Origin of the sequence: Heyndrickxia acidiproducens DSM 23148, from assembly GCF_000374345.1 — a bacterium.
Taxonomy (GTDB): Bacteria; Bacillota; Bacilli; order Bacillales; family Bacillaceae_C; genus Weizmannia; species Weizmannia acidiproducens.
In genome coordinates, this window is record NZ_KB893976.1 from 27,358 (window position 1) to 39,696 (window position 12,339).

Genomic DNA, 12,339 nt, shown 5'->3' on the forward strand with positions numbered 1-12,339 from the left:
ATTACCCAATGCCAGGAGGAATGATGCAAAATGGCAGCAAACATACATATCGTAGCGGGCGGTCCGCTGGAAAATGTCCCGGACTTGAAGAGCTGTGCTGAAAGTGAAAATGTGAGCTGGATTGGCTGTGACAGAGGTGTTGTGCATTTGCTTCAGCTTGGCATTGTCCCGGATATGGCCTTTGGTGATTTCGACTCCGTAAATGCTGAAGAGTGGCGGACCATCCAAAATACACTGACAAATATCAAAAAATTTAAGCCTGAAAAAGACGAGACGGATTTGGAACTGGCACTGCTGTGGGCAATCCGGCAAAATCCGCGGGCAATCAAAATTTTTGGCGCAACAGGGGGAAGGGCGGATCATGCATTGACCAATATGATGCTTTTGACCCATGAAAAAGCCCTGGAATATCACGGTATGATTGAGATCATCGACCGAATGAACCGCATTTCAGTTTGCCAGCCCGGCATCTATACGATAGGAAGCCTTCAAACCCATCCGTATATCTCGTTCCTGCCCATTACCGCCACGGTCGAAAATCTGACCTTAAGCGGATTTAAATATCCGCTTCAGGACCGGAAAGTTTACCGCGGGTCCACCCTTTGCATCAGCAACGAACTGATCCGAGATTTTGGTACTTTTTCTTTTACAGACGGCATATTAATGATGATAAGAAGCCATGATTAATCATTCCTTAATTCAGGATCAATACAGCAGTGCTGGTGAACGTATCGCATGATCAAGCATATAATAAGCGGGAGACTGGATGTTTTGTAATGGGGAGGGACAGATATGAAATTTTATACGATTAAACTGCCGAAGTTTCTGGGCGGGATCGTCAGGGCGATGTTAGGGACCTTTAAAAAAGGATAAATGGTTTTTCTTTTGAACATGACAGAAAATAAAAAATCGGCGGAGCGCCGATTTTTTTTGCATATAAAAAGAAACCAGTATGCAACTGATTTCTAAATGGGTGTCTGGATTTTAAAGGATTAAACGCGTTCCACTTTCCCGGATTTCAATGCACGGGTAGAAACCCAAACACGTTTTGGCTTGCCGTCAACCAGGATGCGCACTTTTTGAAGATTTGCTTTCCAAGTGCGTTTCGATGCGTTCATCGCATGTGAACGGTTGTTGCCTGCTGTTGTTTTGCGGCCTGTAATGACACATTTTTTCGGCATAATATAGTCCCTCCTTACTTCACGAAGCAGAAATAGAACAAATTTATTATTTCATTACTTCAATTTTCCTCGTAAAATTACTATTATAATGTATCATATTCAAGGGCAGTTTGCAAGGTTTCATCTTTGCAGCATCGCCGGGTACGGGGATTATCTGCCGGAACGGTTATTCAGCCATTTCCCGCGCACTGCATGGCGTTTGCTTTTATGGTAAACTATAGTTTATGTAACGGCAACCATTTGGATTTAGAACGCCGCATTTTTATCTCCGGCTTTCCATGCTTTATGGATTATAGTAAAATGGGAGGAGCAAGCCGAATTCTTTTTTGGCAAAACGCCAGTAAGGAGGAGCAATTTATGTCGATTGAAATGAATACTGCTTTCGGTCAAATTGATATATCTAATGAAGTGGTCGCTACGATTGCAGGTGGAGCGGCTGTCGATTGTTTCGGCATCGTCGGGATGGCTTCAAAAAATCAGATCAAAGATGGCATTACCGAAATTTTGCGGAAGGAAAACTTCTCAAGGGGCGTAATTGTGCGTCAACAGGATGAGAAAGTAGAAATTGATATGTATATTATGGTGAGCTATGGAACAAAAATCTCTGAAATCGCCCACAATGTCCAGCAAAAAGTGAAGTATACCCTGAATCAAATGGTCGGCTTATCGGTTGACGCCATTAATATTTACGTTCAAGGCGTTCGTGTAACGAACCCGTAACGAGGAGGAAATATCGTGCTTACATCATTGGATGGCAAACACTTTGCAGAAATGATTATACAAGGAGCAGACCACTTAGCCGCCAATGCAAAAGTGGTGGATGCTTTAAATGTGTTCCCTGTACCGGACGGCGATACGGGAACCAATATGAATTTAACAATGACTTCAGGTGCAAAAGAAGTCCGGAAAAACAACCAGGAGCATATCGGTGCACTGGCCGCGGCTTTTGCAAAAGGCCTGCTGATGGGAGCAAGGGGAAATTCAGGGGTCATTCTTTCCCAATTATTCCGTGGATTTTCGAAATCAATAGAGGCGAAGGCAAGCATTACAAGCGTTGAATTTGCCGAGGCGTTTCAGGCCGGGATTGAAAGTGCTTTTAAAGCAATCATGAAGCCGGTGGAAGGGACGATCCTTACCGTTGCCAGGGAAGCGGCAAAAAAAGGCGTACAAGTGTCAAAAAATGAAAAAGATATTGCTGCTGTCATGGAGGCGATCCTTGGGGAAGCCAAAAAAACATTAAGCCGTACACCCGAAATGCTGCCGGTATTAAAAGAAGTCGGCGTTGTCGACAGCGGCGGCCAGGGGCTTGTGTTTATATATGAAGGCTTTCTTGCCGAATTGAAAGGGGAAGTGCTTCCGGATGTTCCATCTGTGATCCCGTCTATGAATGAGCTTGTGAGCGCGGAACACCACAAACATGCGCAGGAATTTATGAAAACGGAAGATATTAAGTATGGATACTGTACGGAAATCATGGTAAGGCTGGACAAAAGCAAACCTGCCGGGCGCGTTTTTTCCGAAGACAGCTTCCGCCAGGAGTTGAGCCGGTACGGGGATTCCTTGCTGGTCATCTCGGACGATGATATTGTCAAAGTCCATGTCCACACTGAAAAGCCCGGTGATGTGCTGAATTACGGGCAGCAGTACGGCAGCCTGATTAAATTAAAGGTTGATAATATGCGCGAGCAGCACAGCTCCATTGTCGGGGAGACGCATCACCCGCTTGCCACCGAAAAAGAAGCAAAACCGAAAGCGGAATACGGTATTGTTACGGTTTCAATGGGGGCAGGGATTGCTGAATTGTTTAAGAGCATTGGCGCAACAGCCGTGATCGAAGGCGGCCAGACAATGAACCCGAGCACCGAGGATATCTTAAAAGCAATTGTTGAAGCCAATGCGGAGCAAATTATCATTCTGCCTAACAATAAAAATATTGTCATGGCAAGCGAACAGGCTGCCGAGCTGGCGGATGAAAAAGTTATCGTTGTCCCGTCGAAAACAGTGCCGCAGGGAATGGCAGCATTGCTTGCGTTCAATCCGTCACATTCGCTGGAGCAAAACGCAGAGGCCATGAAAGAAGCCCTTGGCCATGTAAAAACCGGCCAGGTGACATTTGCGGTCCGCGATACCAATATGGACGGCATCTCAATTAAAAAAGATGATTATATGGGGATTTACGAAGGAAAAATTGTGAAGACAAGTCCTGAGCTATTAACAGCGGCTGAACAGCTTTTGGCACAGATGATCAGCGAAGAGGATGAAATCGCCACCGTGATTTACGGGCAGGATGTCACTTCTGAACGGGTGGATGAGCTTGTTGCATTTATCGAAGACCATTATCCGGACATTGAAGTGGAAGTCCATAACGGGAAACAGCCGTTATATTCTTTTATTTTTGCCGTTGAATGAAACGGTTCATTCCGCCTTTTGCGGCATATGCTAAACATAAGCACGATAATATAAGGTGAGTGGAAACCATGAAGTACAAAAGCGTATTCGATATCATTGGGCCTGTCATGATCGGACCTTCCAGCTCGCATACGGCAGGGGCTGCGAGAATCGGCAAGGTGGCCAGAAGCTTATTCGGCAGGCAGCCAAAACAGGCCGATATTCATTTTTACGGTTCGTTTGCCAGCACCTATAAAGGCCATGGCACCGATGTTGCCATTGTCGGCGGTTTATTGGATTTTGACACCGACGACAGGCGGCTTACTTCTGCACTGGAAATTGCAAAAAAGCTCGGACTCGATGTCCGGTTTTTTGTTGAAGAAGCCATTCCCGATCATCCCAATACCGCAAAAATTGTATTGCGTGATGAAAACACGGAAATGGAACTTGTCGGGATTTCCATTGGCGGCGGAAAAATTGAAATCACGAAACTGAACGGGTTCCGGCTGCGTTTATCCGGACACCACCCGGCCATTCTTGTTGTCCATGATGATCGTTTTGGCGCGATTGCTGCGGTGTCCAATGTGCTATCAAAATATGAGATCAATATCGGCCACATGGAAGTCTCACGTAAAGAAGTAGGGAAAATGGCACTGATGACGATCGAAGTCGACCAGAATCTTGATGACACCGTTTTGGAAGAAATCGGGCGCCTGCCGAATATTTCGCAGGTTGCCAGGGTAGTAGATTAGTGTTTGAACAGATGGCCGGCCACTTATGTTCACTTCATTTCCAAAAAATACAAGTGTGCACAAGCGACAGCGACTTCCGTTTGTTGTAAGGAGGATATTTATGTTTCGAAACGTTGCTGAATTGGTCGGTTTAGCCGAACAGCAAAACAAAAAAATCTCGGAAATTATGATCGAACAGGAAATGGATGTGACGGGAGGATCCCGCGATGAAGTCATAAAGAAAATGGATCATAATTTAACCGTAATGGAAAAAGCGGTGGAACGCGGCATTGCAGGCGTAAAGTCCCGATCAGGGCTGACAGGCGGCGATGCGGTTCTGCTGCAGAAATATATTGAAAAAGGAAATTTTTTATCAGGAGAAACGATTTTAGACGCTGTCAGTAAAGCAGTCGCGACCAATGAAGTCAATGCTGCGATGGGTACAATCTGCGCAACGCCGACTGCCGGTTCTGCGGGAGTTGTGCCAGGGACACTTTTTGCCGTTAAAAATAAACTGGATCCGACAAGGGAGCAAATGTTGCGGTTTCTGTTCACGGCAGGCGCCTTTGGGTTTGTCGTCGCCAATAATGCATTTATTTCCGGAGCTGCAGGCGGCTGCCAGGCTGAAGTCGGTTCTGCTGCCGGGATGGCTGCTGCCGCCATCGTTGAAATGGCCGGCGGGGCACCGGAACAAAGCGCACACGCGATGGCCATTACGTTAAAGAATATGCTTGGCCTTGTTTGTGATCCTGTTGCCGGTTTGGTTGAAGTCCCATGTGTGAAAAGAAACGCGATGGGGGCTGCGAATGCGATGGTGGCCGCCGATATGGCACTTGCCGGAATCAAAAGCCGGATTCCTTGCGATGAAGTCATTGATGCGATGTACCGCGTCGGTTTGCGCATGCCGGTTGCGCTAAAGGAAACTGCCGGGGGAGGGTTGGCGGATACACCTACAGCAAGAAAGCTTGAATCCAAAATTTTCGGTGTTTCGCTCGATACCCATGGATAACGCCTTAAACCAGCCGGTATCTGTCATAAAAGGAATCGGCGCAGAAACTGAAAGCAATCTGGAATTGATGGGAATTACCACGGTTGGCGACCTGCTTGGTTATTATCCGTATCGTTACGAAGATTACCGGCTCCGTGATTTGCAGGATGTCCGGCATGATGAAAGGATCACAGTAGAAGGGAGGGTTCACAGCGAGCCTTCTCTTATCTTTTATTCAAGAAAACGCTCGCGGCTGTCGATGAAAGTGCTCGTCGGGCAATTTTTGATTACCGTCGTATTTTTTAACCAGCCCTATTTAAAAAAGAAAATTCAGATTCAGGATGAAATTACCGTCACAGGCAAATGGGACCAGAACCGCCAAACCATTATCGCCCAGGAAATGAAGACAGGGTCAGCAGAACGTGCCTCCCTGTTTGAACCGGTCTATTCCATTAAAGGTAAAATGACGGTCAAAAGCTTACGCAAATATATTAAAACCGCTTTTTCTGAATTTGGCGCCAAGATAGAAGACACTTTACCTGAATCGATGCTTGCTGCTTACAAACTATTTCCGAAGCGGCAGGCCATGTACGCGATGCACTTTCCAACGTCTGAGCGGGAAGTGAAATTTGCAAGGCGCACAATTGTATATGAAGAGTTTTTAAACTTTCAATTGAAAATGCAGGCGCTGCGCAAATTTGAGCGTGAACATTCCCATGGCCAGGCGATCCATTACAAACTGCCGGAGCTGAAAAAATTGATTCACTCGCTTCCGTTTGCATTAACGGCTGCGCAAAAACGGGTGGTCAATGAAATTTGTGCGGACATGAAGTCGCCATACCGCATGAACCGTCTGCTGCAGGGCGATGTCGGTTCAGGCAAAACTGTAGTTGCTGCGCTTGCGCTTTATGCGGCCGTGACAGCCGGCTTCCAGGGGGCATTAATGGTCCCGACTGAAATCCTTGCCGAACAGCATGCCAAATCATTGTACAAGCTATTGGAGCCGCACGGGGCCGTCGTTTCATTGTTAACCAGTTCGGTAAAAGGCAAACGGAGAAAGGCGCTGCTCGAGCAGTTGAAAAACGGGGAAATTGATGTACTGGTCGGAACGCATGCCCTAATCCAGGAGGATGTCGACTTTCATCGCCTCGGCCTCGTGATTACAGACGAGCAGCACCGCTTTGGTGTTGAACAGAGAAGGGTCCTCCGCGAAAAAGGAATCTCGCCTGATGTCTTATTCATGACGGCAACACCGATTCCGCGCACACTCGCGATTACGGTTTTTGGCGAAATGGACGTCTCGGTCATCGACGAAATGCCTGCGGGGAGAAAAGAAATCGAGACATACTGGGTAAAGCATCATATGCTGGAAAAAGTGCTCGGAATGGTAGAAAAAGAATTGGAAAAAGGCAGGCAGGCATACGTCATCTGTCCGCTGATTGAAGAATCCGAGAAACTCGATGTGCAAAATGCCATTGATGCCCATGCCGTTTTAACCCGGTATTTTGGCGATAGATACAAAGCAGGGCTGATGCACGGCAGGCTTCCAAACGAAGAAAAAGATGCGGCCATGAAAGCGTTCAGCCATAATGACATTCAAGTTCTTGTCTCCACTACTGTTGTCGAAGTCGGGGTGAATGTACCCAATGCCACGATGATGGTTATCTATGATGCCGAGCGTTTCGGACTGTCCCAGCTTCACCAGCTGCGCGGCCGTGTCGGCAGGGGGGATGAGCAATCCTATTGTATATTGCTTGCAGACCCGAAAACAGAAATCGGCAAAGAGCGGATGAAAATCATGACCGAGACGAATAACGGTTTTGTGCTGAGTGAGAAGGATCTTGAATTGCGCGGGCCGGGAGATTTCTTTGGAAAAAAACAAAGCGGCCTGCCGGAATTTAAAGTGGCGGATATGGTGCATGATTTCCGCGCCCTCGAAACAGCTCGCAAGGATGCCCAAAAGCTGATTGAATCGGAAACCTTCTGGCATGCTCCGGAATACCGGAGATTAAGGGCAAATCTTAAGGAATCGGGTGTGCTGGAAGGGGAAAAGCTGGACTAAAGGCGTCTGCTCATTTTTCAGAACTTGCAAGGGGATCGTGAATCCATTTTCCCTGCCTGGTAAATCTTGCAAACTTCTTTTACTTTCTATATACTACTATTAGTACCAAGTCCTAAGTTTTGGATGGTGGTTCGATTCATGAGAATGCAGAAAAAAGACAGGCAGAAACATTTACAGGAAACCATTCAACAGAATCCTTTCATAACGGATGAAGAACTGGCAGAGCGTTACCGGGTCAGCGTCCAGACGATCCGGCTTGACAGGCTGGAATTATCGATTCCGGAACTGCGGGAAAGGATTAAAAATGTTGCGGAAAAGCGGTTTGCTGATGAAGTGAAAGCTTTGCCGATCGATGAAGTCATCGGGGAAATTATTGACATTGAACTGGATAGAAGCGCGATCTCAATCTTTGATGTGAAAAAGGAACATGTATTTAAACGCAATTCGATTGCGCGCGGCCACCATTTGTTCGCGCAGGCGAATTCACTTGCAGTTGCTGTCATTAACGAAGAACTGGCTTTAACGGCAAAGGCAAACATCCAGTTTTTGCGGTCGGTAAAAGAAGGCGACCGTGTCGTCGCAAAAGCAGCCGTTTTAGATACAGGAAAAGAAACAGACAGGACAACCGTACTCGTCCAAAGCTATGTTGGAAAAGAGCTTGTTTTTAAAGGTGAATTTGAAATGTACCGAAACCATGCACGTAAAGATGGTTAAGCTATTCATAAGATTTTGGCAGCGAGTTCGGTTTTAAAAGAGACTTTTAGAAGCGGGGCTGACAATAGATGAAATTGGCAATAGATGCAATGGGCGGGGATTTTGCGCCAAAAGAGATTGTACTGGGGATCAACCGGGCAGTAAAAGCGTACGAGGACATTGAATGTATACTGTACGGCGATCAAAAGCAGATCGAACAATATTTACAGCCATCCGGACGCGTCAGGATTGTCCATACAGACGAAGTGATCGCCGGTACGGATGAGCCTGTGCGTGCAGTCCGCCGCAAAAAGAACGCCTCGATGGTGCTGATGGCGCAGGCAGTAAAAAATGGAGAAGCAGATGCCTGCCTATCTGCCGGCAATACCGGTGCTTTAATGGCAGCCGGGCTGTTTATCGTCGGCAGGATTGAAGGCATTGAAAGGCCGGCGCTTGCTCCGGTGATTCCGACAATGGATGGGCAGGGCATTGTAATGCTCGATTTGGGGGCGAATGCAGATGCAAAGCCTGAACATTTACTGCAATTTGCCATTATGGGTTCGATATATGCCGAAAAAGTCCGCGGCATTGAAAGTCCGCGCATCGGGCTTCTTAATATCGGCACAGAAGAAAAGAAGGGCAATGATTTAACGAAAAAGACGTTTCAAATGCTTAAAGAAGCAGACTTGAATTTTATTGGCAACGTCGAATCACGCGCCTTGCTGCAAAGGCCGGCAGATGTTGTCGTAACAGACGGATTTACCGGAAATATGGTTCTGAAAACAATTGAAGGTACGGCAGGGTCATTGTTCTCCATGATCAAAAAAGTATTTTTAACAAATATGAAAACAAAGATTGCCGCCGCCATGGTAAAGCCTGAATTATCCGGGCTGAAAAATATGATGGATTATTCGGAATACGGCGGTTCCGGTTTGATGGGGCTGAATGCACCGGTGATTAAAGCACATGGCTCCTCAAATGCCAATGCGATTTTCAATGCGGTGCGCCAGACACGTGAGATGGTGCAGCATGATGTCATTGGAAAAATTAAAACGGCCATCCAGCCGCACGAAACAAAGTAGGACGGAGGAAGTATCAATGGGAAAAATTGCATTTGTCTTTCCGGGACAGGGGTCACAAACAGTCGGCATGGGGCAGTCTGTTGCTGAAGCAAATCAAAATGCAGCAGCCGTTTTTGCCCGGGCAGATGAAAAATTAGGATTTTCGTTAACGGATTTGATCCGCAAAGGGCCGCAGGAAAAACTGACGCATACGGCCAATGCACAGCCGGCATTGCTGACTGTAAGCACGGCGATTTTACAAGTATTGCAGGAAGCCGGCATCAAGGCGGATTATGCCGCCGGCCACAGCTTAGGAGAATATTCGGCGCTTGTTGCTGCCGGTGCAGTCTCTTTTGAAGATGCTGTATATGCCGTGCGCAAACGCGGGGAGTATATGGATGAAGCATTCCCGAACGGCGCCGGTGCAATGGCAGCTGTACTCGGGATGGACAGGGATTCGCTTGCCGCTGTTGCCGGAGAAATCGAACAAAGCGGCGAAACCGTCCAGCTCGCCAATTTAAACTGCCCCGGACAGATTGTCATTTCAGGAACGGCAGCCGGCATTGAAAAAGCAGCGGCGCTTGCCAAGGAAAAAGGCGCAAAACGGGTGCTGCCGCTGCAGGTAAGCGGGCCGTTCCACTCCAGACTGATGGAGCCGGCAGCAAATAAATTTAAAAAAATCCTGGATGGAGTGGCCATCGGGGATGCAAAAATCCCGGTGATCGCCAATGTCAATGCGATGCCGGTTGAAAAAGCGGGAGAGATTAAGGAACACTTGCTGAAGCAGCTTTACTCCCCGGTATTATGGGAAGAATCAGTCCATCAGCTGATTCATCTCGGCGTTAGCACATTTATCGAGGTCGGGCCCGGAAAAGTATTATCCGGATTAATCAAAAAAATAGACCGCAGCGTAAAAACGTATGCCGTTCAGGATATGGAAACATGCCAGGCGGTTATCCGCGATTTAAAGCAGCCATGAAATAAATAAGAGGAGGGATAAGTGATGGAAGAAGTAAAAGACAGGGTCGTGCTTGTCACAGGTGCTTCGCGCGGTATCGGCCGCGAAATTGCACTTGAATTTGCCAAAAACGGGGCGCATGTCATTGTCAACTATGCCGGCAATGCCAACAAAGCTGAACAGGTTGCTGCTGATGTCCGCGAATATGGTTCGGAAGCGCTCGCCATTAAAGCCGATGTTTCAAAAGAAGCGGAAGTTCAGGAAATGTTCAAAGAAGTCCTCGCCAGATTCGGGAAAATTGATATTTTGGTGAATAACGCCGGCATTACCCGCGATAATCTATTAATGAGAATGAAAGAGGCCGAGTGGGATGCTGTCATCAATACCAATTTGAAAGGCGTTTTTCTCTGTACAAAAGCAGCTGCCCGCCCGATGATGAAACAGCGGAAGGGGAAAATTATCAATATTTCATCGGTCGTTGCCCTCAGCGGGAATCCGGGGCAGGCCAATTATGTCGCCGCCAAATCAGGCGTTATTGGTTTAACGAAAACGGCCGCCCGTGAACTTGCGGGCCGCGGAATTAATGTGAACGCCATTGCGCCCGGTTTCATCCATACCGATATGACGGAACAACTGACAGAGGAGTTGAAGCAGGGAATGCTGGGCCAGATTCCGCTTGCCCGTTTTGGCGATCCGCAAGATGTGGCGAAAGTTGCTTTATTCCTTGCCAGTGACAGTGCTGATTATGTCACCGGGCAAACCATCCATGTTGACGGCGGCATGATTATGTAAACCCCTCAACTGATGGAAGTTTCACTTTATCCCACTCTTAACGGGCAGTAAGACTCCCACCTCAAGATTTAAGGAACGACGAAGATAGGTGGGAGATCAAACTGCCCGTAAAGGTCCGATTGGTTCAACTAACCATCAGTGGGGATAAAGGGAAACCCCACTGATGGAAGTTTCACTTTATTATTTATTAAAAATCCTCTATAATGGCTTGAGGGGAGGTGAACCGCATGGCAGACGTGTTAGAACGTGTAACAAAAATCGTCGTTGACCGCCTTGGAGTGGAAGAATCGAAAGTTACGCTTGATGCTTCTTTTAAAGAAGATCTTGGTGCCGATTCTCTTGATGTAGTGGAATTGGTAATGGAACTGGAAGATGAATTTGGCATGGAAATTTCGGACGAGGACGCTGAAAAAATTGTAACAGTGGGTGACGCTGTAAATTACATACAAAATCAGCAGTAGTCGTTTTGATTTAAAATGTCCCGCACATTCACGGCGGGGCATTTTTCACATTATGATTGCAGGCGGAATACGTGCGCCATCTGACAATCCATCCCATCCCTGCCTAAAGCGATGGTAAATGCGCAAAGAGAAATTTTTACGCATTTACGACCGTTTGAGTAATTCGGACCGCCTTTGCACTCTGCTCCATTTTTATATACACTTAAACTAAGTTTGCGGTACTTATCCGCGCAAATAAAAGAATAACAGGTGGTAAACCATGATGAAAAAATCAAACTCAGACCATGACGCAACAGCGCATGAAAATTTAAGCAAGCTGCAGGATCAACTGCAGATCCATTTTAACAACAAGGACTTGCTGAAACAGGCATTTACCCATTCTTCTTATGTAAATGAACACCGGCAAAAACCAAATGAAGATAATGAACGGCTCGAATTTTTGGGTGATGCCGTTCTCGAACTGACTGTCTCGCATTACCTGTTCGAACATTATCCAATGATGAACGAAGGCGAGATGACGAAACTGCGTGCAGCCGTTGTTTGTGAACCGTCACTCGTACTCTTTGCCAATGAACTGCGGTTTGGCGAATTTCTCCTGCTCGGAAAGGGCGAGGAAATGACAGGCGGCAGAACCCGTCCTGCTCTTTTGGCTGACGTGTTTGAAGCCTTTATCGGAGCACTTTTCCTCGATAAAGGGATCGATACGGTCGTCACCTTGCTGGAAAAAGTGGTATTTCCAAAGATTCAGGATGGCATGTTTTCCCGTACAACAGACTACAAAAGCCAATTGCAGGAATTTATCCAAAAAGTATCTTCCGGCGTACTGGAATATACGATTTTGGATGAACGCGGCCCGGCGCATGACCGTGAATTTGTCTCAAGGGTTTCTTTAAATCATAAGGAACTTGGCACCGGAAAAGGCCATTCAAAAAAAGAAGCAGAACAGCATGCGGCCAAAACGGCTTTGGAAAATTTGCAGAAAAAGCAGCAACATTGATGTTTTCATGCAAGGAATGGAGGGGAA

14 protein-coding genes are annotated in these 12,339 nt (G+C 46.9%); 13 read left to right on the plus strand and 1 reads right to left on the minus strand.

Annotated features, from left to right (window positions below; all coding sequences use genetic code 11):
* Positions 1 to 30 precede the first annotated feature (30 nt).
* Together C232_RS0100125 and spoVM are read left to right on the plus strand one after the other, a co-directional pair.
* Positions 31 to 687, plus strand: coding sequence for a thiamine diphosphokinase (locus C232_RS0100125; protein WP_018660016.1), 657 nt, complete (start codon positions 31 to 33; stop codon positions 685 to 687).
* 105 nt (positions 688 to 792) lie between these two features.
* A complete protein-coding gene (gene spoVM, locus C232_RS18270; protein ID WP_017551496.1) occupies positions 793 to 873 on the plus strand; it encodes a stage V sporulation protein SpoVM in 81 nt (26 codons plus the stop codon).
* Between the two features lie 119 nt (positions 874 to 992).
* Here the strand turns inward: spoVM and rpmB are convergent, their stop codons facing one another.
* A complete protein-coding gene (gene rpmB, locus C232_RS0100140; protein ID WP_018660018.1) occupies positions 993 to 1,181 on the minus strand; it encodes a 50S ribosomal protein L28 in 189 nt (62 codons plus the stop codon).
* Between the two features lie 357 nt (positions 1,182 to 1,538).
* Here rpmB and C232_RS0100145 point away from each other — a divergent pair, with 357 nt between their 5' ends.
* The 11 genes from C232_RS0100145 to rnc all read left to right on the plus strand — a co-directional run bounded on the left by C232_RS0100145 (position 1,539) and on the right by rnc (position 12,312).
* Positions 1,539 to 1,901 (plus strand): Asp23/Gls24 family envelope stress response protein, encoded by a 363-nt coding sequence (locus C232_RS0100145; RefSeq protein WP_018660020.1) that lies wholly within the window; start codon positions 1,539 to 1,541, stop codon positions 1,899 to 1,901.
* Positions 1,902 to 1,916: 15 nt separating this feature from the next.
* On the plus strand, positions 1,917 to 3,590 hold the full coding sequence (locus tag C232_RS0100150; RefSeq protein ID WP_018660022.1) for a DAK2 domain-containing protein: 1,674 nt from the start codon (positions 1,917 to 1,919) through the stop codon (positions 3,588 to 3,590).
* Between the two features lie 68 nt (positions 3,591 to 3,658).
* Positions 3,659 to 4,321, plus strand: a complete 663-nt coding sequence (gene sdaAB / locus C232_RS0100155; RefSeq protein WP_018660023.1) for an L-serine ammonia-lyase, iron-sulfur-dependent subunit beta — start codon at positions 3,659 to 3,661, stop codon at positions 4,319 to 4,321.
* Positions 4,322 to 4,421: 100 nt separating this feature from the next.
* On the plus strand, positions 4,422 to 5,309 hold the full coding sequence (sdaAA, locus tag C232_RS0100160; protein ID WP_018660024.1) for an L-serine ammonia-lyase, iron-sulfur-dependent, subunit alpha: 888 nt from the start codon (positions 4,422 to 4,424) through the stop codon (positions 5,307 to 5,309).
* Positions 5,302 to 7,350, plus strand: a complete 2,049-nt coding sequence (gene recG / locus C232_RS0100165) for an ATP-dependent DNA helicase RecG (protein ID WP_018660025.1) — start codon at positions 5,302 to 5,304, stop codon at positions 7,348 to 7,350. The genes sdaAA and recG overlap by 8 nt, the downstream gene beginning before the upstream one ends.
* A gap of 138 nt (positions 7,351 to 7,488) precedes the next feature.
* Positions 7,489 to 8,064 (plus strand): transcription factor FapR, encoded by a 576-nt coding sequence (fapR, locus tag C232_RS0100170; protein WP_018660026.1) that lies wholly within the window; start codon positions 7,489 to 7,491, stop codon positions 8,062 to 8,064.
* A gap of 68 nt (positions 8,065 to 8,132) precedes the next feature.
* Positions 8,133 to 9,125, plus strand: coding sequence for a phosphate acyltransferase PlsX (gene plsX, locus C232_RS0100175; RefSeq protein WP_018660027.1), 993 nt, complete (start codon positions 8,133 to 8,135; stop codon positions 9,123 to 9,125).
* 16 nt (positions 9,126 to 9,141) lie between these two features.
* Positions 9,142 to 10,083, plus strand: coding sequence for an ACP S-malonyltransferase (gene fabD, locus C232_RS0100180; RefSeq protein WP_018660028.1), 942 nt, complete (start codon positions 9,142 to 9,144; stop codon positions 10,081 to 10,083).
* Between the two features lie 24 nt (positions 10,084 to 10,107).
* Entirely contained in the window at positions 10,108 to 10,854 is a 747-nt protein-coding gene (gene fabG / locus C232_RS0100185; protein ID WP_018660029.1) for a 3-oxoacyl-[acyl-carrier-protein] reductase, read from the plus strand.
* Between the two features lie 227 nt (positions 10,855 to 11,081).
* Positions 11,082 to 11,315, plus strand: a complete 234-nt coding sequence (locus C232_RS0100190) for an acyl carrier protein (protein WP_018660030.1) — start codon at positions 11,082 to 11,084, stop codon at positions 11,313 to 11,315.
* A 259-nt stretch (positions 11,316 to 11,574) separates the two neighbouring features.
* Complete coding sequence (gene rnc, locus C232_RS0100195; RefSeq protein WP_018660031.1) at positions 11,575 to 12,312, plus strand: ribonuclease III; 738 nt, start codon at positions 11,575 to 11,577, stop codon at positions 12,310 to 12,312.
* The last annotated feature ends 27 nt before the right edge of the window (positions 12,313 to 12,339 follow it).